Source organism: Pseudomonas sp. KCJK9016, assembly GCF_046231795.1.
GTDB lineage: Bacteria > Pseudomonadota > Gammaproteobacteria > Pseudomonadales > Pseudomonadaceae > Aquipseudomonas > Aquipseudomonas bananamidigenes.
The window spans coordinates 34,134-54,005 of sequence record NZ_JBJJMM010000013.1 but is presented as its reverse complement, the minus strand read 5'-3'; the positions used below and the strand labels follow the sequence as shown (position 1 = coordinate 54,005).

The 19,872-nt window shown below is 59.7% G+C and carries 18 protein-coding genes; 15 read left to right on the top strand and 3 right to left on the bottom strand.

Features of this window, described 5'->3' with window-relative positions:
- Positions 1-88: 88 nt before the first annotated feature.
- The 3 genes from dapC to map are packed head-to-tail and all read right to left on the bottom strand — an operon-like array spanning position 89 to position 4,849.
- Complete coding sequence (gene dapC / locus ACK6BI_RS14715; RefSeq protein ID WP_409317632.1) at positions 89-1,288, bottom strand: succinyldiaminopimelate transaminase; 1,200 nt, start codon at positions 1,286-1,288, stop codon at positions 89-91.
- Between the two features lie 35 nt (positions 1,289-1,323).
- On the bottom strand, positions 1,324-4,026 hold the full coding sequence (locus ACK6BI_RS14710; RefSeq protein ID WP_260522381.1) for a [protein-PII] uridylyltransferase: 2,703 nt from the start codon (positions 4,024-4,026) through the stop codon (positions 1,324-1,326).
- A 40-nt stretch (positions 4,027-4,066) separates the two neighbouring features.
- A complete protein-coding gene (gene map / locus ACK6BI_RS14705) occupies positions 4,067-4,849 on the bottom strand; it encodes a type I methionyl aminopeptidase (protein WP_065259186.1) in 783 nt (260 codons plus the stop codon).
- Between the two features lie 373 nt (positions 4,850-5,222).
- Between map and rpsB the strand changes: the two genes are divergently transcribed.
- The 15 genes from rpsB to rnhB all read left to right on the top strand — a co-directional run bounded on the left by rpsB (position 5,223) and on the right by rnhB (position 19,867).
- Entirely contained in the window at positions 5,223-5,960 is a 738-nt protein-coding gene (rpsB, locus tag ACK6BI_RS14700; protein WP_409317631.1) for a 30S ribosomal protein S2, read from the top strand.
- Positions 5,961-6,163: 203 nt separating this feature from the next.
- The gene (gene tsf / locus ACK6BI_RS14695; protein WP_065259187.1) at positions 6,164-7,027 is read left to right on the top strand and encodes a translation elongation factor Ts; all 864 of its coding nucleotides are present in this window, start codon (positions 6,164-6,166) and stop codon (positions 7,025-7,027) included.
- A 209-nt stretch (positions 7,028-7,236) separates the two neighbouring features.
- Positions 7,237-7,980 (top strand): UMP kinase, encoded by a 744-nt coding sequence (pyrH, locus tag ACK6BI_RS14690; RefSeq protein WP_011332683.1) that lies wholly within the window; start codon positions 7,237-7,239, stop codon positions 7,978-7,980.
- Positions 7,977-8,534 (top strand): ribosome recycling factor, encoded by a 558-nt coding sequence (frr, locus tag ACK6BI_RS14685; RefSeq protein WP_065259188.1) that lies wholly within the window; start codon positions 7,977-7,979, stop codon positions 8,532-8,534. Before pyrH ends, frr begins: the two co-directional genes overlap by 4 nt.
- Before the next feature lie 14 nt (positions 8,535-8,548).
- Positions 8,549-9,304: a polyprenyl diphosphate synthase gene (uppS, locus tag ACK6BI_RS14680; RefSeq protein ID WP_409317630.1), complete on the top strand. Its 756-nt coding sequence runs from the start codon at positions 8,549-8,551 to the stop codon at positions 9,302-9,304.
- Positions 9,304-10,110, top strand: a complete 807-nt coding sequence (locus tag ACK6BI_RS14675; protein WP_409317629.1) for a phosphatidate cytidylyltransferase — start codon at positions 9,304-9,306, stop codon at positions 10,108-10,110. Before uppS ends, ACK6BI_RS14675 begins: the two co-directional genes overlap by 1 nt.
- Entirely contained in the window at positions 10,107-11,297 is a 1,191-nt protein-coding gene (gene ispC, locus ACK6BI_RS14670) for a 1-deoxy-D-xylulose-5-phosphate reductoisomerase (RefSeq protein ID WP_409317628.1), read from the top strand. Before ACK6BI_RS14675 ends, ispC begins: the two co-directional genes overlap by 4 nt.
- Positions 11,298-11,353: 56 nt before the next feature.
- Positions 11,354-12,706, top strand: coding sequence for a sigma E protease regulator RseP (gene rseP, locus ACK6BI_RS14665; protein WP_409317627.1), 1,353 nt, complete (start codon positions 11,354-11,356; stop codon positions 12,704-12,706).
- Between the two features lie 74 nt (positions 12,707-12,780).
- Positions 12,781-15,168 carry an outer membrane protein assembly factor BamA gene (gene bamA, locus ACK6BI_RS14660; protein WP_409317626.1) on the top strand — a complete coding sequence of 796 codons (2,388 nt, stop codon included), beginning with the start codon at positions 12,781-12,783 and terminating at the stop codon, positions 15,166-15,168.
- 45 nt (positions 15,169-15,213) lie between these two features.
- On the top strand, positions 15,214-15,717 hold the full coding sequence (locus ACK6BI_RS14655) for an OmpH family outer membrane protein (protein WP_409317625.1): 504 nt from the start codon (positions 15,214-15,216) through the stop codon (positions 15,715-15,717).
- A 3-nt stretch (positions 15,718-15,720) separates the two neighbouring features.
- Entirely contained in the window at positions 15,721-16,776 is a 1,056-nt protein-coding gene (lpxD, locus tag ACK6BI_RS14650) for a UDP-3-O-(3-hydroxymyristoyl)glucosamine N-acyltransferase (protein WP_409317624.1), read from the top strand.
- 106 nt (positions 16,777-16,882) lie between these two features.
- On the top strand, positions 16,883-17,323 hold the full coding sequence (gene fabZ / locus ACK6BI_RS14645; protein ID WP_409317623.1) for a 3-hydroxyacyl-ACP dehydratase FabZ: 441 nt from the start codon (positions 16,883-16,885) through the stop codon (positions 17,321-17,323).
- Positions 17,320-18,096, top strand: coding sequence for an acyl-ACP--UDP-N-acetylglucosamine O-acyltransferase (gene lpxA, locus ACK6BI_RS14640; protein WP_065259196.1), 777 nt, complete (start codon positions 17,320-17,322; stop codon positions 18,094-18,096). Before fabZ ends, lpxA begins: the two co-directional genes overlap by 4 nt.
- A gap of 2 nt (positions 18,097-18,098) precedes the next feature.
- A complete protein-coding gene (gene lpxB, locus ACK6BI_RS14635) occupies positions 18,099-19,229 on the top strand; it encodes a lipid-A-disaccharide synthase (protein ID WP_409317622.1) in 1,131 nt (376 codons plus the stop codon).
- An 11-nt stretch (positions 19,230-19,240) separates the two neighbouring features.
- The gene (rnhB, locus tag ACK6BI_RS14630; RefSeq protein ID WP_409317712.1) at positions 19,241-19,867 is read left to right on the top strand and encodes a ribonuclease HII; all 627 of its coding nucleotides are present in this window, start codon (positions 19,241-19,243) and stop codon (positions 19,865-19,867) included.
- The last annotated feature ends 5 nt before the right edge of the window (positions 19,868-19,872 follow it).

Here is a 19,872-nt window from a genome sequence, read left to right as displayed (position 1 = left end):
ACAGGCAGATGGGTGTAAATAGTTGAGCGATCTGTAACCGGATGCAAAAGGCGCCCGTGCCGGATCACCCGGCCCGGGCGCTCAGGCATTACTTGTGACGCAGGACGAAATCGCGGATGCGTTCGGCCGCTTCCACACATTCAGCCAGCGGTGCGACCAGAGCCATGCGCACACGACCGGCGCCCGGGTTGACGCCGTCGACATCCCGGGACAGATACGAACCCGGCACCACGGTTACGTGCTCTTCGGCAAACAGATCACGGCAGAACGCTGCATCATCACCTTGCACATTCGGCCACAAATAAAAGCTGCCATCCGGACGCTGGACGTCCATCACCGGGCCGAGGATGGCCAACACGGCATCGAACTTCTCGCGATACAGCGCACGGTTGGCGCGCACATGCACTTCATCGTTCCACGCGGCAACGCTGGCCAGTTGCGTCTGAACCGGCATCGCGCAGCCGTGGTAGGTGCGGTACAGCAGGAAGCCTTTGAGGATCTCGGCGTCACCTGCAACAAAGCCCGAGCGCAGGCCCGGCAGGTTCGAGCGCTTGGACAGGCTGTGAAACACCACGCAACGCTTGAAGTCCTTGCGACCCAGTTCCGCGCAGGCGCTGAGCAGGCCCGGCGGTGGTGTCTGCTCGTCGAAGTACAGCTCGCTGTAGCACTCGTCGGCGGCGATCACGAAGTCGTATTCGTCGGCCAGGGCGATCAGCTTTTTCAGCACTTCGACCGGAATCAGCGCGCCGGTCGGATTGCCCGGCGAGCACAGGAACAGGATCTGGCAGCGCTTCCAGATGTCCGGCGATACCGCATCGAAGTCCGGGTTGAAGCCGTTTTCATCCAGGCATGGCAGGTAGTGCGGCTTGGCGCCGGCGAGGAACGCCGCGCCTTCGTAGATCTGATAGAACGGGTTCGGGCTGACCACCAGTGCGTCTTCGCCGCGATTGACCACGGTCTGGGTGAAAGCGAACAGCGCTTCACGGGTGCCGTTGACCGGCAGCACGTTGCGCGCCGGGTCGATCCAGCCACTCGGTACGTTGAAACGACGCTCGCACCAGGCGGCGATGGCTTCGCGCAGGGCCGGAATGCCAAGGGTGGTCGGATACACCGCCATCTGATCCAGATTGTTCGCCAGCGCCTCGGCGACAAAGCTTGGCGAGCGGTGCTTCGGTTCGCCGATGGACAGTGCGATCGGGCGCTTGTCCGGGTTTGGCGTGACGCTGCCGAGCAGGGCGCGGAGCTTTTCGAACGGGTAGGGCTGCAACTGGGTCAGAGCGTTGTTCATGAGGGCCTCGCTCCCACAGGGGGGAAATGGTTGATTCAGATACTGATGCGCGACAGTTTGATGTCGGGTTCCTGATTGACGCTGAGCTGTTCGACGATGGCATCCTGCAAACGGCTGCACAGCAGCGGGTCGGACAGCGGCTGGTTGTGGGCGTCGGTGATGAAGAAAACGTCTTCAACCCGTTCGCCGAGGGTGGCGATCTTGGCGTTCTGCAGCGACAGGTCGAACTCCAGGAAAATCCCGCCAATCCGCGCCAGCAGGCCCGGCCGGTCGGGTGCAGTCAGTTCCAGAACCGTTACCGGGCGCTGGGCATCGTTATGGATCGTGACTTGCGGAGCAAAGGCAAAGTGCTTGAGCTGGCGCGGCACCCGGCGCTGGATGATCGTCGGATATTCGTCCGGGTTACGCAGGGCTTCGGTCAGCCCGTCGCGGATCTGCTTGATCCGCAGCGGATTGTCGCCGATCGAATCGCCATCGGTGTCGAGCACGATGTAGGTGTCGAGAGTGAACTGGCTGCTGGAGGTGATGACCCGGGCGTCATGAATGTTCAGGTTGAGCTGGTCCATCGCGGCCACGGTCACGGCGAAAAAGTCGTGCTGGTCCGGCGCGTAGATGAAGATCTGCGTGCCGCCCTCGAATTCGCGCTGGGTGGTTTCCTTGATCAGCACCAGCGGCCCGCCGTCTGCAGGTTGCTGGAGAATCGCATCGCTGTGCCAGGCCACGTCGCCGGCCGTGTGGCGCAGGAAGTAGTCATCGCCCAGTTGCGCCCACAACTGCTCGACGTCGTCCGGATCAGTGCCGCCGCGCACCAGAATGTCCAGCGCCGCGCTCTGGGTCTGGCGAATCTGTTCTTCGCGGTCTACCGGGTTCTCCAGACCCCGGCGCAGGGCGCGTTTGGTCTCGGTGTAGAGTTGGCGCAACAGGCTGGCGCGCCAGGAGTTCCACAGGGTCGGGTTGGTCGCGTTGATGTCGGCCACCGTGAGCACGTACAGGTAGTCGAGCCGGGTTTCATCGCCCACCGCCAGCGCGAAGTCATGGATGACTTGTGGGTCCGATAAGTCCTTGCGCTGCGCAGTGGTCGACATCACCAGGTGGTTCTGCACCAGCCAGACGATCAGGCGGCTGTCCCATACCGGCAATTGATGGCGCTGGCAGAACGCCTCGGCATCGACCGCGCCGATCTCCGAGTGGTCGCCATGCCGGCCCTTGCCGATATCGTGATACAGGCCCGCCATGTAGATGAGTTCGGGTTTGGGCAGTTTGGCCATGAGTTTGGCGGCCAGCGGAAACTTCTCCGACACCTGGGTGTACTGCAATTTGCGCAGGTGTTTGATCAGGTTCAGCGTGTGCGCATCGACCGTATAGATATGGAACAGGTCGTGCTGCATCTGCCCGACGATGAAACCGAATTCCGGCAGATAGCGTCCGAGGATACCGTAACGATTCATCCGCCGCAGGTTACGGTGAATGCCGATCTTGCACTTGAACAGTTCGATGAACAGGCTGGTGTTGCGGATGTCGTTACGGAAGTTGTCGTCGATCAGGTGGCGATTTTCCCGCAGCAGGCGAATGGTATCGGCGCGCACACCCTTGATTTCCGGCTGCTGGGCCATCAGCACGAAGATTTCGAGCATCGCGAACGGCGTGCGGCGGAACACGTTGTCGTTGCGTGCTTCGATGTAACCGTCATGGAGCTGGAAGCGCGAGTTGATCGGTTGTGGTGGTGCTTCGTCTTCCGGGGCGAGGATGACTTCCTCGAAGTGCTGGATGATCAGGTCGCTGAGCTGGGCAATGCTCATCACCACGCGGAAATACTGCTGCATGAAGTTTTCGACGGCCTGCTTGGCGTCGTCGCCCTGAAACCCCAGCAATCCGGCGATGGTGCGTTGGTGATCGAACAGCAGTCGGTCTTCGGCACGCCCGGCCAGCATGTGCAGGGCATAGCGCACCTTCCAGAGGAATTCCTGGGACGATGCCAGCAGGGCGTTCTCACTCTCGACCAGGAAGCCTTCGCCGGCGAGGGCACGCAGATTCAGGGTGCCGTACTGGCGCCGGGCGACCCACAGGATCGTCTGGATGTCCCGCAGTCCGCCGGGCGAGCCTTTGACGTTGGGTTCCAGGTTGTATTCGGTGTCGTTGTATTTGTGGTGGCGGGCCTTCTGCTCGGCACGCTTGGCCAGGAAGAACTCCTTGCTCGGCCACATGTGCGCGGTGCTGGTGACATCGAGCATGCGCTGGCGCAGACGCTCCGGGCCGCAGATGGTGCGGCTTTCCATCAGGTTGGTGACCACCGTCAGGTCGGCGCGGGCCTCTTCGGCGCATTCCTCTACCGAGCGAACGCTCTGACCGACTTCCAGGCCGATGTCCCACAGCAGCGTCAGAAACCGCTCGATGGAGTCGCGGAAGATTTCGTGATCGGCGCTGTCCAGCAGGATCAGCAGGTCGATATCGGAATAGGGGTGCAATTCACCGCGACCGTAGCCGCCGACCGCGACCAGCGCGATGTCGGCGTCTTCGCTCCAGCTGAATTGGTCCCAGGCCTTTTGCAGGATGTTGTCGACGAACCAGGCGCGGTCTTCGATCAGTCGGCGGATGTCACGGCCACTGCGAAAGCGTGCGTCCAGCACCTCGCGGGCCTGGCGGATCGCCTTCTTGAACGCGGCGATGGGGCTCGCTTTCAGGGCCAGTTCAGCCTGGAACTGGCCGCGGTCGAAGAGTTCGGGATCCACCTGCGGCATCGATTGGCTTTCCTTCTATAGGCTGGGAGCGGTTTGCGGATCAGGCCGATACGCGCGGGATCGTGTCATCGCTGCGCAGGGTGAAGATTTCGTAACCGGTGTCGGTGACAAGCAAAGTGTGTTCCCACTGCGCCGACAGCTTGCGGTCCTTGGTGATCGCGGTCCAGCCGTCGCCCAGCACCTTGGTGTCGGCCTTGCCCTGGTTGATCATCGGCTCGATGGTGAAGGTCATGCCGGCCTTCAGTTCCATGCCGGTGCCCGCACGGCCGTAGTGCAGGATCTGCGGCTCTTCGTGGAAGACCTTGCCGATGCCGTGGCCACAGAATTCGCGCACCACGGAGAAGCCGTTCTTTTCAGCGTGCTTCTGGATGATCTCGCCGATATCGCCGAGGCGGCAGCCGGGTTTGACGATCTCGATCGCCTTGTACATGCATTCCTGGGTGACCTGGGACAGGCGCTCGGCCCAGACCGGCACGGTGCCGACGTGGAACATGCGGCTGGTGTCGCCGTGGTAGCCGTCCTTGATCACGGTGACGTCGATGTTCAGGGTGTCGCCGTTTTTCAGCGGCTTGTCGTTCGGAATGCCATGGCAGACCACGTGGTTGATCGAGGTGCAGATCGACTTCGGGTAGCCCTTGTAGTTGAGCGGGGCAGGGATCGCCTGCTGCACGTTGACGATATAGTCGTGGCAGATCCGGTTCAGCTCATCGGTGGTCACGCCCGGCTTGACGTGCTCGGCAATCATTTCCAGCACATCGGCGGCCAGTTTGCCGGCGACACGCATGCCAGCGATGTCCTCGGGAGTTTTGAGGGTGACGGTCATACAGGCTCTCTCTGCGCTCGACGGCGCTTGCTGATACGGACAGGGCAGCGGTTTTCGCCATGCCACCCTGAAAAACGCGATTCTAACAGACCAAAGGCGCAAATCCGCGCCTGCGTGCATCGCTTCTCTCTATACAATAGTGCGCGCAAGGCCTATTCCAAGGGGGCGGGATCCATGTCCCTGACGCGATTACAGATTCCGGGTTCCGTTTGCGGCCTTGCTGTGGTATAAAATGCGCCGCTTTCCGGGGATAGCTCCGGGAACATTAACCCACACACGTGTCGACACGATGACCTGGGTGCCTTTGATTCTCGGATCAGGGGTTGGTCATTGGGATACGTGGAGGCCCAACCCGACTTATCAAGGAACTATCATGTCCCAAGTCAACATGCGCGATATGCTGAAGGCCGGTGTGCACTTCGGTCACCAAACCCGTTACTGGAATCCGAAAATGGGCAAGTACATTTTCGGCGCGCGTAACAAGATTCACATCATCAACCTTGAAAAAACCCTGCCAATGTTCAACGAAGCTCTGACTTTCGTAGAGCGTCTGGCTCAGGGCAAAAACAAGATTCTGTTCGTCGGCACCAAGCGTTCCGCTGGCAAGATCGTTGCTGAAGAAGCAGCACGTTGCGGTTCGCCGTACGTCGATCACCGCTGGTTGGGCGGCATGCTGACCAACTTCAAGACCATCCGTGCTTCCATCAAGCGTCTGCGTGACCTTGAAGTACAGGCCGAAGACGGTACTTTCGCCAAGCTGACCAAGAAAGAAGCGCTGATGCGCTCCCGTGATCTCGAGAAGCTGGATCGCTCCCTGGGCGGCATCAAGGACATGGGCGGTCTGCCAGACGCTCTGTTCGTGATCGACGTTGACCACGAGCGCATCGCGATCACCGAAGCCAACAAGCTGGGCATCCCGGTCATCGGCGTTGTCGATACCAACAGCAGCCCGGAAGGCGTTGACTACATCATCCCAGGCAACGATGACGCAATCCGCGCTATCCAGCTGTACATGGGTTCGATGGCCGACGCAGTTATCCGTGGTCGCAACAACGTTGCCGGCGGTGCTGTTGAATTCGCAGCTGAAGAAACTCAGGCTGCAGCTGAGTAATTGACGCCCTGGCGTTGACTCAGTAAGCAAAAAGGGGGCTTGGCCCCCTTTTTGCCACCTCGAAAACCATTTGTCGGCGCCCGATTGTGGCAGCGCTCCCCCAGCATCTGTAACGTGCGGCGGGTATAAGGTGTTTCGGGAAGAATTGAACGCCCGTTCGATCGGGTGGAATGGTTGAAAACCTATCCAAGAGGAATTTGAAAATGGCAGCAATTACTGCAGCGTTGGTCAAAGAACTGCGCGAGCGTACCGGCGAAGGCATGATGGATTGCAAGAAAGCCCTGGAAAAGGCTGGCGGCGACATCGAAAAAGCCATTGATGACATGCGTGCTTCGGGCGCGATCAAGGCTGCCAAGAAAGCCGGCAACGTTGCCGCTGAAGGCGCTATCGCTGTCAAGACCGACGGTAAATCCGCCGTTCTGCTGGAAGTGAACTCGCAGACCGACTTCCTGGCTCTGCAGGATGACTTCAAGAACTTCGTCAGCGAAAGCCTCGAAGAAGCCTTCGCTCAGAAGCTGACCGATGCCGCTCCGTTGATCGCTTCCCGTGAAGCGGCTCGTGAAGCCCTGGTTGCCAAGTGTGGCGAAAACGTCAACATTCGTCGTCTGGCGCGTGTTGAAGGTGACGTTGTAGGTGCTTACCTGCACGGCAACAAGATTGGTGCAGTGGTCGTTCTGAAAGGTGGCGACGTCGAGCTGGCCAAGAACATCGCCATGCACGTTGCGGCTTCGAACCCGGAGTTCCTGGATGCATCGGAAATCTCCGCCGAGGCCATCGAGCGCGAGAAGAATGTATTCCTGCAACTGAACGCCGACAAGATCGCCGGCAAGCCGGAAAACATCGTTGAGAACATGATCAACGGCCGTATCACCAAGTTCAAGGCTGAAGCCTCGCTGAAAGAGCAGGCGTTCGTCATGAACCCGGAAGTCAAGGTTGGCGAACTGGCCAAGAAAGCCGGTGCCGAAATCGTTTCCTTCACTTACTTCAAAGTAGGCGAAGGCATCGAGAAGCCAGTTGACGACTTCGCTGCTGAAGTTGCTGCTCAAGTGGCTGCCGCCAAGCAATAAGACGGTTTTCGACTGTCGCCCGAAAGAGGCTGCCCGCTCACGCGCGCAGCCTCTTTTCAGATAGGGTTGCCAGTTTTTAATTGGTTTCCCCTTGGAACTGACTTACAAAGCCATGTTCCGATGGCGCTGAAGCAGCGCCACGCTAGAGTGAACGCAGCTGCAAACAGCTCGCAAAGAATTTTTTAAATACGCCGCAGGAGAGATTCGCAATGGCTCAGCAGGGCAGTGGTTATCAGGCTCGCTATAAACGCATTCTACTCAAGCTTAGCGGCGAGGCCCTGATGGGCTCGGAAGAGTTCGGGATCGACCCGAAAGTGCTGGACCGCATGGCGCTGGAAGTCGGCCAGCTGGTCGGTATCGGTGTTCAGGTCGGCCTGGTGATCGGCGGTGGCAACCTGTTCCGCGGTGAGGCGCTGAGCAAGGCGGGTATGGATCGGGTCACGGGCGACCACATGGGCATGCTGGCCACTGTGATGAACGCCCTGGCCATGCGCGACGCGCTGGAACGTGCCAATATCTCGGCCATCGTGATGTCGGCCATTTCCATGGTCGGTGTGACCGATCACTATGATCGTCGCAAGGCCATGCGCCACCTGAACTCCAAGGACGTGGTGATTTTCGCGGCCGGTACCGGCAATCCGTTCTTTACCACGGATTCTGCAGCCTGCCTGCGTGCAATCGAAATCGACGCGGACGTCGTGCTCAAGGCGACCAAGGTCGATGGTGTCTATACTGCCGACCCGTTCAAGGACCCGCATGCCGAGAAGTTCGATCATCTGACTTATGATGAAGTACTGGATCGCAAGCTGGGTGTAATGGACCTGACGGCTATCTGCCTGTGCCGCGATCACAAGATGCCATTGCGCGTATTCAATATGAACAAGCCCGGCGCCCTGCTGAACATCGTGCATGGTGGCGCTGAAGGAACCCTGATCGAGGAAGTTCAACAATGATCAATGAAATCAAGAAAGACGCCCAGGCGCGCATGCACAAGTCGCTGGAGTCGCTGAATCATGCATTCGGTCAGATTCGTACCGGCAAGGCCCACCCAAGCATCCTGGGTAGTGTAATGGTGCCTTACTACGGTTCGGATACCCCGTTGAGCGGTGTTGCAAGTGTCACCGTGAAAGACAACCAGACCCTGCAGGTCGTGCCGTTCGAGCGCAATATGCTCGGTGCCATCGACAAGGCCATTGGCAGCGCCGGTCTGAACCTCAACCCGACGAACCTGGGTGAGCTGCTGCTGATCAAGATGGCGCCGCTGACCGAGGAAACCCGCAAGGGTTTCACCAAGCAGGCGCGTGCCGCTGCCGAAGATGCTCGCGTTGCGGTGCGCAACATTCGTCGCGACGCCATGGGAGAGCTGAAAAAACTGTCCAAGGACAAGGAGATCAGCGAGGACGAAGAGCGTCGTGCAAGTGCCGAGATCGACAAGCTGATCAAGGACTTCGAAGCTCAGATCACCAAGGCGACTGACGAAAAAGAAAAAGACCTGATGGCCGTATAAGGGTCGAGCTTTAAATGGAAAAGACCAAGCAGACTGCGCCGTCCGCGGTGCCGCGCCATGTCGCGATCATCATGGATGGCAACAATCGCTGGGCGAAAAAACGCTTCATGCCTGGCGTCGCCGGGCACAAGGCGGGTGTGGATGCTGTGCGGGCGGTGATCGAGGTGTGCGCCGAGGCCAAGGTCGAGGTGTTGACGCTGTTCGCCTTTTCCAGTGAGAACTGGCAGCGCCCGGCCGATGAAGTCAGTGCATTGATGGATCTGTTCTTCAAGGCACTGCGTCGTGAGGCCAAGCGCCTCAACGACAACAACATCAGCCTGCGCATCATCGGTGACCGCTCGCGTTTCCATCCCGAGCTTCAGGCCGCCATGCGCGAAGCGGAGGCCATGACTGCAGGAAGCAATCGATTCATCCTGCAGATCGCTGCCAACTACGGTGGTCAGTGGGATATCGCGCAAGCTGCGCAGCGTCTGGCCCGTGAGGTTCAGGCAGGACACCTGCGGCCGGAAGACATCACGCCTGATCTGCTGCAAGCCTGCCTGGCGACCGGCGATCTGCCGTTGCCGGATCTGTGTATCCGCACGGGCGGCGAGCACCGCATCAGCAACTTCCTGCTGTGGCAGCTGGCTTATGCCGAGTTGTACTTCTCCGACCTGTTCTGGCCGGACTTCAAACACGATGCCATGCGCAATGCGCTGGCCGATTTCGCTTCGCGTCAGCGTCGTTTCGGTAAAACGAGCGAGCAGGTCGAAGCTGGAGCCCGGGTTTAATGCTTAAACAACGAATCATCACTGCGCTGATCCTGCTGCCGATCGCTCTGGGCGGATTTTTCCTGCTCGAAGGTTCGGGCTTTGCGCTGTTCATCGGTCTGGTTGTCAGTCTGGGTGCCTGGGAATGGGCGCGCCTGGCCGGTTTCACTGCGCAATCGTTTCGTGTTGGTTATGCGGCGGTCGTCGCACTGATGCTGTTCGTCATGTATATCCTGCCGGGGCTGGCACCCTGGGTGCTCGGTGCTTCGGTGATCTGGTGGGCGGTGGCGACCTGGCTGGTGCTGACCTATCCGCGCTCCAGCGAGCGCTGGGCCAGTGCCGCGAGCAAGCTGGTGATCGGCCTGCTGATTCTCCTGCCGGCCTGGCAAGGGCTGGTCTACATCAAGCAAAACCAGTTGGGTAACCTGCAGATCCTGGCCGTGATGGTGCTGGTCTGGGGGGCCGATATCGGTGCCTATTTCTCCGGTCGCGCGTTCGGCAAGCGCAAGCTGGCCCCGCAAGTCAGTCCCGGCAAAAGCTGGGAGGGCGTGTATGGCGGCCTGGCGTTGAGCCTGGTGATTACCACGCTGGTCGCACTGTTTCGTGACTGGACGGTGGCCCAATTGTTCAAGGGCTTGATCGGTGCGGCGCTGATCGTGTTCATTTCCGTGGTGGGTGACCTGACGGAAAGCATGTTCAAGCGTCAGTCCGGCATCAAGGACAGCAGTAATCTGCTGCCGGGCCATGGCGGCGTACTGGATCGTATCGACAGTCTGACGGCGGCGATTCCGGTATTCGCGGTATTGCTGTGGATGTCGGCACCGTGAGCCGCCCGCAACAGATTACCGTTCTGGGGGCGACCGGATCGATTGGCCTGAGCACTCTGGATGTCATTGCTCGTCATCCCGAGCGTTATCAGGTTTTCGCCTTGAGTGGCTTCTCGCGGATGAGCGAGCTGTTGGCCTTGTGCGTGCGCCATGTGCCGCAATTTGCGGTGGTGCCGGAAATCGCCGCAGCCCGCGGCTTGCAGGATGACTTGCGTGCCGCCGGACTGCCGACGCGCGTGCTGGTGGGTGAGGACGGTCTGTGCCAGATCGCGTCTGCTCCCGAGGTGGATGCCGTGATGGCCGCCATTGTCGGCGCTGCCGGTCTGCGTCCGACCCTGGCGGCTGTCGAGGCCGGCAAGAAAATTCTTCTGGCCAACAAGGAAGCGCTGGTGATGTCCGGCGCTCTGTTCATGGAGGCCGTGCGCAAGAGCGGCTCGGTCCTGCTGCCTATCGACAGCGAACACAATGCGATTTTCCAGTGCATGCCGCAGGATTTTTCTCGCGGTTTGAGTTCGGTCGGTGTGCGTCGGATTTTGCTGACAGCCTCTGGCGGTCCCTTCCGGCAGACGCCGATGGCCGAACTGGCGCATGTTTCACCCGATCAGGCCTGCGCTCATCCGAACTGGTCCATGGGGCGCAAGATTTCCGTGGATTCGGCCAGCATGATGAACAAGGGGCTCGAATTGATCGAGGCCTGCTGGCTGTTCGATGCCCGGCCGTCGCAAGTCGAGGTGGTGATTCACCCGCAGAGCGTGATTCATTCTCTGGTCGATTACGTGGACGGCTCGGTACTGGCGCAGTTGGGCAATCCCGATATGCGTACCCCGATCGCCAATGCGCTGGCCTGGCCTGAGCGCATCGATTCGGGTGTGGCACCGCTGGACCTGTTTGCCATCGCGCGGCTGGATTTCGAGGCGCCCGATGAAGAGCGGTTTCCCTGCCTGCGTCTGGCACGCCAGGCCGCCGAGGCGGGCAACAGCGCGCCAGCGATGCTTAATGCCGCAAACGAGGTGGCAGTGGCAGCGTTTCTTGAGGGGCGGGTTCGCTACCTTGAAATCGCGAGTATCATCGAGGAAGTGTTGAATCTCGAGCCGGTGGTTGCTCTGAATGATCTCGATGCGGTATTTGCGGCGGACGCGGCGGCTCGCAGGCTGGCCGGCCAATGGCTGACTCGCCACGGTCGATAGCTCTGAAGAGGGCATACGGCATCACGCGAAACGGAACAGGATTGCGGAGAAAGTAGATGAGCGCGCTCTATATGATTGCCGGCACCCTGATCGCCCTGGGTGTGCTGGTCACCTTTCACGAATTCGGCCATTTCTGGGTCGCGCGTCGCTGTGGCGTCAAGGTTCTGCGTTTTTCCGTGGGTTTCGGCATGCCCTTGCTGCGTTGGCACGACAAGCAGGGAACCGAGTTTGTCGTCGCCGCCATTCCGCTGGGCGGTTACGTCAAGATGCTGGATGAGCGCGAAGGCGAAGTGCCCGCCGATCAGCTCCATCGGTCATTCAACCGCAAATCCGTTCGTCAGCGCATTGCCATCGTCGCCGCCGGCCCGGTTGCCAACTTTCTGCTGGCCCTGGCGTTCTTCTGGGTTCTGGCCATGCTGGGCAGCCAGCAGGTGCGGCCGGTCATCGGTGCGGTCGAGTCCGGCAGTATCGCGGCGAAGGCCGGGCTGGGGGCGGGCCAGGAAATCATTGCCATCGACGGCGAACCGACTTCCGGCTGGGCTGCTGTCAATCTGCAGCTGGTACGTCGTCTGGGGGAAAGCGGTTCGCTGCATGTGCTGGTGCGCGAACAGGGTTCCACCGCTGATTCGCCGCGCGAGCTTGTGCTGGATCATTGGCTGAAAGGGGCAGAGGAGCCTGACCCCATTCGTTCGCTGGGTATTCGTCCGTGGCGTCCGGCACTGCCGCCAGTGCTTGCCGAGCTTGACCCGAAAGGTCCGGCCCAGGCGGCCGGGTTGAAAACCGGTGATCGTCTTTTGGCTCTGGATGGCAAGGCGCTGGATGACTGGCAGCAAGTGGTCGACACGGTACGTACGCGTCCTGATACCAGAATCATGCTGCATGTCGAGCGCGATGGTGCTCAAATCGACGTCCCGGTGACGCTGGCTGCGCGCGGCGAGGCCAAGTCGCCAAGCGGTTATCTGGGGGCGGGGGTGAAGGCGGTCGATTGGCCACCGGAAATGATCCGGGAAGTCAGTTACGGTCCCCTGGCCGCGATTGGCGAGGGGGCCCGTCGCACGTGGAGCATGAGCGTCCTGACGCTGGATTCACTGAAGAAAATGCTGTTCGGCGAGCTCTCGGTAAAAAACTTGAGTGGACCGATAACCATTGCTAAAGTGGCGGGCGCTTCTGCCCAGTCGGGCGTTGCTGATTTCCTGAATTTCCTTGCTTATCTGAGTATTAGCCTGGGGGTTCTGAATTTGCTGCCCATTCCCGTACTGGATGGGGGGCATCTGTTGTTTTATCTGATCGAGTGGGCGCGTGGTCGTCCCTTGTCGGATCGGGTGCAAGGTTGGGGGATACAGATCGGTATCAGTTTGGTGGTCGGAGTGATGTTGCTTGCTCTGGTCAACGACCTGGGTCGCCTGTAACGCTTCGCTGAATCGCGAATCTGCCGCATTTTGCGGCAGTTTGTTTATTGCCAGTTGGAATAAGAAAGGACTTCATGAAACGTCTGCTGCTAACTGCGGTTCTCACCGCATTGATGATCGCCGAAGTTCACGCCGAGTCCTTCACTATCTCTGATATTCGCGTCAATGGCCTCCAGCGGGTCTCCGCGGGTAGCGTTTTTGGTGCCTTGCCGTTGAACGTCGGCGAGCAGGCGGATGACCGTCGCCTGGTGGAATCCACTCGTGCGTTGTTCAAAACCGGTTTCTTTCAAGATATCCAGCTGGGCCGCGAAGGCAATGTTCTGGTGATCACGGTCGTCGAACGCCCGTCGGTCGCGAGCATCGAAATCGAAGGCAACAAGGCGATCTCCACCGAAGACCTGATGAAGGGGCTCAAGCAGTCCGGTCTGGCGGAAGGCGAGATCTTCCAGCGTGCGACCCTCGAAGGTGTGCGTAACGAGCTGCAGCGTCAGTACGTGGCACAGGGCCGTTACTCGGCCACCGTCGATACCGAAGTGGTATCGCAGCCGCGTAACCGTGTCGGCCTGAAAGTGAAGATCAACGAAGGCGCCGTAGCTGCCATTCAGCACATCAACGTGGTCGGCAACACGGTTTTCCCTGAAGAAGACCTGGTCGACCTGTTCGAACTGAAAACTACCAACTGGCTGTCGTTCTTCAAGAACGACGACAAGTACGCCCGTGAAAAGCTGTCCGGTGACCTGGAGCGTCTGCGTTCCTACTATCTGGATCGCGGCTATATCAACATGGATATCGCTTCGACCCAGGTTTCCATCACCCCGGACAAGAAGCACGTCTATATCACTATCAACGTCAACGAAGGCGAGAAATACACCGTTCGTGACGTCAAGCTCAGTGGCGATCTGAAAGTTCCTGAAGACCAGGTCAAGTCGCTGTTGCTGGTGCAGAAAGGCCAGGTGTTCTCGCGCAAGCTGATGACCACCACTTCGGAACTGATCACTCGTCGCCTGGGCAACGAGGGCTATACCTTCGCCAACGTCAACGGTGTTCCGCAGCCGCACGACGATGACCACACCGTGGACATCCTGTTTGCCGTCGATCCGGGCAAGCGCGCCTATGTCAACCGCATCAACTTCCGTGGCAATACCAAGTCCGAAGACGAAGTACTGCGCCGTGAAATGCGCCAGATGGAAGGTGGCTGGGCTTCGACCTACCTGATCGACCAGTCCAAGACCCGTCTCGAGCGTCTGGGCTTCTTCAAGGAAGTCAACGTCGAGACCCCGGCCGTTCCGGGTGTCGATGACCAGGTTGACGTGAACTATGCGGTCGAGGAGCAGGCTTCCGGTTCGATCACCGCCAGTGTCGGTTTCGCCCAGAGCGCCGGTCTGATCCTCGGTGGCTCCATCACTCAGAACAACTTCCTGGGTACCGGTAACCGCGTCAGCGTCGGCCTGACCCGCAGTGAATACCAGAGCCGCTACAACTTCGGCTACGTTGACCCCTACTGGACCGCCGATGGCGTGAGCCTGGGCTACAACGCGTTCTATCGCACCACCGACTACAAAGATCTGAACATCGACGTAGCCAGCTATGCGGTAGACAGCCTGGGTGCCGGCGTGAACGTCGGTTATCCGATCAGCGAGACTTCGCGTCTGACCTTCGGTCTGTCCGCTCAGCAGGACAAGATCAAGACCGGTCAGTACACCGTTGACGAAATCTTCGACTTCGTTCGTCAGGAAGGCGATCAGTACCTGAACTTCAAGGCGTCGGCCGGCTGGTCCGAGTCGACCCTGAACAAGGGCGTACTGCCAACCCGTGGCCGTTCCCAGAGCCTGACCCTGGAAACCACCATTCCTGGTAGCGATCTGTCGTTCTACAAACTGGATTACCGTGGCCAGCTGTTCCAGCCACTGACCGAAAACTACACCCTGCGTCTGCACACCGAGCTGGGTTATGGCGATGGTTACGGTTCGACCGACGGCTTGCCGTTCTATGAAAACTACTATGCTGGTGGTTTCAACTCGGTTCGCGGCTTTAAAGACAGCACCTTAGGCCCGCGCAGTACACCGAGCCGTGGACAGGCAGTTACCGGTAACGTTGGTACGATTGCCGACCCCGATCAGGACCCGCTGCCATTCGGTGGTAACGTGTTGATCCAGGGTGGTGTCGAGGTGCTGTTCCCGCTGCCGTTCGTGAAGGACCAGCGTTCGCTGCGTACGTCGGTATTCTGGGACGTCGGTAACGTGTTCGATTCGACTTGCAAGTCGACCACAAACGCTGACGGTACAAAGGCCAACACTCAATGCAACGACATCAGCCTGAGCAACATGGCCAGTTCCGTCGGTGTTGGCGTGACCTGGGTTACCGCACTGGGACCTTTGAGCTTCGCGTTGGCCACACCGATCAAGAAACCGGATAACGCTGAAACTCAAGTGTTCCAATTCTCCCTCGGTCAGACGTTCTAAGCGTCTGACCCAAGACAACGACAATGGATTTTGTAGGAGTGCATCGTGCGTAAGTTGACTCAATTGGTTCTCCTGGCCTCCGTACTGGTGGCAGGCCCGGCGTTCGCCGACATGAAAATCGCTGTTCTGAACTATCAGATGGCGCTGCTGGAATCCGATGCTGCGAAGAAGTACGCCGTGGATGCGGAGAAGAAGTTCGGTCCTCAGCTGAACAAGCTCAAGACGCTGGAAAGCAGCGCCAAGGGTATTCAGGATCGCCTGATGGCAGGCGGCGACAAGATGCAGCAGGGCGAGCGTGAGCGTCTGGAGCTGGAATTCAAGCAAAAGGCCCGTGACTTCCAGTTCCAGTCCAAGGAGCTGAACGAAGCGAAAGCCGTTGCTGACCGCGAAATGCTCAAGCAACTGAAGCCGAAACTGGATAGCGCAGTGGAAGAAGTCATCAAGAAAGGTGGCTATGACCTGGTGTTCGAGCGTGGCGCAGTCATCGACGTCAAGCCTCAATACGACATCACGCGCCAGGTTATCGAGCGCATGAACCAGCTGAAGTAACCCATGACTGTGACTATCAAACTCGGCCAGTTGGCCGAGTTCCTCGGTGCCACCCTGAGTGGCGATCCCGAGCAGCAAATTACTGGGCTGGCCACCTTGCAGGAGGCTGGCCCAGCTCAGTTGAGCTTTCTGGCAAACCCTCAATACCGAAAATACCTGGCAGGTTCGCAAGCAGCGGCATTGCTGCTCAAGGCGGCCGATGCGGAAGGTTATGCCGGTAATGCATTGGTGGTGCCGGATCCTTATCTCGCTTACGCACGTATTTCCCACCTGTTCGATCCGAAACCGAAATCCGCTGCCGGCATTCATCCGAGCGCGGTCATCGCACCGGACGCCGTGATTGATCCGACTGCCAGCATCGGCCCTTTCGTGGTGATCGAAGCGGGCGCACGGATCGGGGCCGGTGTGACCCTCGGTGCGCATTGCGTTGTCGGTGCCCGCAGCGAAATCGGCGAGGGCGGCTGGCTGGCGCCACGGGTGACGCTGTATCACGACGTACGCATCGGTAAACGTGTAGTGATCCAGTCCGGTGCAGTGCTTGGCGGTGAAGGCTTTGGCTTTGCCAACGAGAAAGGCGTCTGGCAGAAGATCGCCCAGATCGGTGGTGTTACCGTCGGCGACGATGTTGAGATTGGCGTGAATACCGCCATCGACCGCGGCGCCCTGGCCGATACCGTGATCGGCAATGGCGTGAAGCTCGACAACCAGATTCAGATTGCCCACAACGTCCAGGTTGGCGATCACACTGCGATGGCGGCCTGTGTGGGAATTTCCGGCAGCACGAAGATCGGCAAGCACTGCATGCTCGCTGGCGGTGTCGGCCTGGTGGGGCATATCGATATTTGTGACAACGTTTTCCTGACCGGGATGACGATGGTGACCCACTCGATTACCGAGCCAGGTGCCTACTCATCCGGTACAGCCATGCAACCGGCTGCCGAATGGCGCAAAAGCGCGGCACGCATCCGTCAGCTCGATGATCTTGCACGGCGTTTGAAACAGCTTGAAAAGCGCGCAGGGGAAGTGACCCCTGGCGGCAATGCTTCATCTGAAGGCTGATACCATTTCCATATCAAGTATGCACGGCCTCTGGACTGCCTCCTTGATTTGCTAGAGGAGTGCGCATCAGTCGCGCTCCCAATCTTTACATAGGCTTCCCCCCGAAATGATGGACATCAACGAGATTCGCGAATACCTGCCTCACCGTTACCCGTTCCTGCTGGTGGACCGGGTAGTGGACCTGGATACCGAAGGCAAGCGCATTCGTGCCTACAAGAATGTCAGCATCAACGAACCGTTCTTCAATGGTCACTTCCCGGCCCACCCGATCATGCCGGGCGTGCTGATTATCGAAGCGATGGCTCAGGCTGCCGGAATCCTCGGTTTCAAGATGCTCGATGTGAAGCCGGCCGATGGCACCCTTTACTATTTCGTCGGCTCCGACAAGCTGCGCTTCCGTCAACCGGTGCTGCCGGGCGATCAGTTGATCCTTGAAGCCAAATTCATCAGTTGCAAACGCCAGATCTGGAAATTCGAATGCCAGGCTTCGGTCGATGGCAAGCCGGTCTGCTCCGCTGAAATCATCTGTGCGGAACGCAAGCTATGAGTTTGATTGACCCTCGCGCAATCATCGATCCTTCGGCCGTGCTGGCCGAAGGTGTCGAGGTCGGCCCATGGTCGATCGTCGGCGCAGGTGTGGAAATCGGCGAGGGAACAGTGATCGGGCCCCACGTGATCCTCAAAGGTCCGACCCGAATCGGCAAGCACAACCGCATCTACCAGTTTTCTTCGGTAGGTGAAGACACGCCTGACCTCAAGTACAAGGGCGAAGATACCCGTCTGGTGATCGGCGACCACAACGTGATCCGTGAAGGTGTGACCATTCACCGTGGCACGATCCAGGACCGTTCCGAAACGACCCTGGGCGATCACAACCTGATCATGGCTTATGCCCACATCGGTCACGACAGCGTCATCGGCAACCACTGCATTCTGGTCAACAACACCGCACTGGCCGGCCATGTTCACGTTGATGACTGGGCGATCCTGTCGGGGTTTACCCTGGTACACCAGTACTGCCACATCGGTGCCCACAGCTTTTCCGGCATGGGCACGGCCATCGGCAAGGACGTTCCGGCGTTCGTCACGGTATTCGGCAACCCGGCCGAGGCTCGCAGCATGAACTTCGAGGGCATGCGTCGTCGCGGCTTCAGCGAGGATGCCATTCACGCCCTGCGCCGCGCCTATAAAACGGTGTACCGCCAGGGGCTGACCGTCGAGCAGGCGCTGGCCGAGCTGGCGGAACCTGCCACTCAGTTCCCGGAAGTCGCGGTATTCCGCGACTCCATCCAGTCGTCGTCTCGCGGCATCACCCGCTGATCATGGCCAGTCTGCGTATAGCGCTGGTGGCGGGTGAAGCTTCCGGCGATATTCTGGGCGCCGGCCTGATGCGCGCGCTCAAGGCGCAGCATCCGGCGGTCGAGTTCATCGGCGTCGGCGGTCCTTTGATGCAGGCCGAAGGTCTGAATTCCTACTTTCCCATGGAGCGCCTGTCGGTCATGGGGCTGGTGGAGGTTCTCGGGCGGCTGCGCGAACTGCTCAAGCGTCGCAAGGATCTGATCGCCACGCTGATTGCCGAAAAACCGGACGCCTTCATTGGCATCGATGCCCCGGACTTCAACCTCAATATCGAACTCAAGCTGCGTCAGGCCGGAATCAAGACCGTGCATTACGTCAGTCCGTCCGTATGGGCGTGGCGGCAGAAGCGGGTGCTGAAGATCCGCGAAGGCTGCGACCTGATGCTCACGCTGTTGCCGTTCGAGGCGAAGTTTTACGAAGAGAAGGGCGTACCGGTGCGGTTCGTCGGCCATACGCTGGCCGATACCATTCCACTGGAAGCCGACCGAGCCGCAGCGCGGGCCGAACTGGGGCTGCCGGACGGTCCGCTGGTTGCCCTGATGCCGGGCAGCCGGGGCGGCGAAGTCAGTCGTCTGGGGGCGCTTTTTCTCGATACCGCCGAACGCCTGTGCGCCATGCGTCCGGGTTTGCGCTTCGTCATTCCATGTGCCAACCCCGAGCGTCGGGCCCAGCTCGAAGAACTGTTGGTCGGCCGAGATCTGCCGGTGACCCTGCTCAACGGCAAGTCCCATCTGGCGCTGGCAGCGTGTAACGCGGTTCTGATCGCGTCCGGTACTGCCACGCTGGAAGCGTTGCTGTACAAACGCCCGATGGTGGTGGCGTATCGGCTTGCACCACTGACGTTCTGGATTCTCAAGCGGATGGTCAAGAGTCCATACGTTTCCCTGCCGAACCTGTTGGCCCAGCGCTTGCTGGTGCCGGAGTTGTTGCAGGATGATGCGACGGTCGAGGCGCTCGCCCAGACCCTGGCGCCGTTGATCGACGGTGGGGAAGAGCAGACCCGCGGCTTCGACGAGATCCACCGCACCCTGCGTCTCGACGCTTCGAATCAGGCGGCTGACGCCGTTCTGAACCTGATCGGTCAAACACGATGAGCAAGACAAGCATGCAGATGGGCCTGGATTTCACTCTGGTCGCCGAAGTCGAAGAACTGGTGGCCGGCGTTGATGAAGTCGGTCGGGGCCCGTTGTGTGGCGCGGTCGTCACGGCGGCGGTGATCCTCGATCCCAACCGGCCGATTCTCGGCCTCAATGATTCGAAAAAGCTCACCGAAGCCAGGCGTGAAAAGCTCTACGACGAAATCTGCGAAAAGGCGCTGAGCTGGTGCATCGCCCGCGCCGAAGTCGAAGAGATCGACGAACTGAATATTCTGCATGCCACCATGCTGGCGATGCAGCGCGCGGTGGCCGGGCTGCACATTCAGCCGAAACTGGCGATGATCGATGGCAACCGCTGCCCGAAACTGCCCATGCGGTCCGAGGCGGTGGTCAAGGGCGACAGCAAGGTGCCGGCCATTGCGGCGGCGTCGATTCTGGCCAAGGTCAGCCGTGACCGCGAGATGGCGGCGTTTGAATTGATCTATCCGGGTTACGGTATCGGTGGCCACAAGGGCTATCCGACGCCCGTTCATCTGGAGGCGCTGGCACGCCTGGGGCCGACGCCGATTCACCGACGCTCGTTCGCTCCGGTCCGGCAAGCCTGGGAAGCGCTGGAAGGTCTCGCGCCGGTCTAGTGGCG

Bases quoted from the DNA above. Each gene is read 5' to 3' on its own strand.
- lpxB (WP_409317622.1), top strand. From the start codon at position 18,099: ATGGCCAGTCTGCGTATAGCGCTGGTGGCGGGTGAAGCTTCCGGCGAT.
- tsf (WP_065259187.1), top strand. From the start codon at position 6,164: ATGGCAGCAATTACTGCAGCGTTGGTCAAAGAACTGCGCGAGCGTACC.
- rpsB (WP_409317631.1), top strand. From the start codon at position 5,223: ATGTCCCAAGTCAACATGCGCGATATGCTGAAGGCCGGTGTGCACTTC.
- pyrH (WP_011332683.1), top strand. From the start codon at position 7,237: ATGGCTCAGCAGGGCAGTGGTTATCAGGCTCGCTATAAACGCATTCTA.
- bamA (WP_409317626.1), top strand. From the start codon at position 12,781: ATGAAACGTCTGCTGCTAACTGCGGTTCTCACCGCATTGATGATCGCC.
- lpxA (WP_065259196.1), top strand. From the start codon at position 17,320: ATGAGTTTGATTGACCCTCGCGCAATCATCGATCCTTCGGCCGTGCTG.
- dapC (WP_409317632.1), bottom strand. From the start codon at position 1,288: ATGAACAACGCTCTGACCCAGTTGCAGCCCTACCCGTTCGAAAAGCTC.
- lpxD (WP_409317624.1), top strand. From the start codon at position 15,721: ATGACTGTGACTATCAAACTCGGCCAGTTGGCCGAGTTCCTCGGTGCC.
- uppS (WP_409317630.1), top strand. From the start codon at position 8,549: ATGGAAAAGACCAAGCAGACTGCGCCGTCCGCGGTGCCGCGCCATGTC.
- map (WP_065259186.1), bottom strand. From the start codon at position 4,849: ATGACCGTCACCCTCAAAACTCCCGAGGACATCGCTGGCATGCGTGTC.
- rnhB (WP_409317712.1), top strand. From the start codon at position 19,241: ATGCAGATGGGCCTGGATTTCACTCTGGTCGCCGAAGTCGAAGAACTG.
- ACK6BI_RS14710 (WP_260522381.1), bottom strand. From the start codon at position 4,026: ATGCCGCAGGTGGATCCCGAACTCTTCGACCGCGGCCAGTTCCAGGCT.
- fabZ (WP_409317623.1), top strand. From the start codon at position 16,883: ATGATGGACATCAACGAGATTCGCGAATACCTGCCTCACCGTTACCCG.
- ACK6BI_RS14675 (WP_409317629.1), top strand. From the start codon at position 9,304: ATGCTTAAACAACGAATCATCACTGCGCTGATCCTGCTGCCGATCGCT.
- frr (WP_065259188.1), top strand. From the start codon at position 7,977: ATGATCAATGAAATCAAGAAAGACGCCCAGGCGCGCATGCACAAGTCG.
- rseP (WP_409317627.1), top strand. From the start codon at position 11,354: ATGAGCGCGCTCTATATGATTGCCGGCACCCTGATCGCCCTGGGTGTG.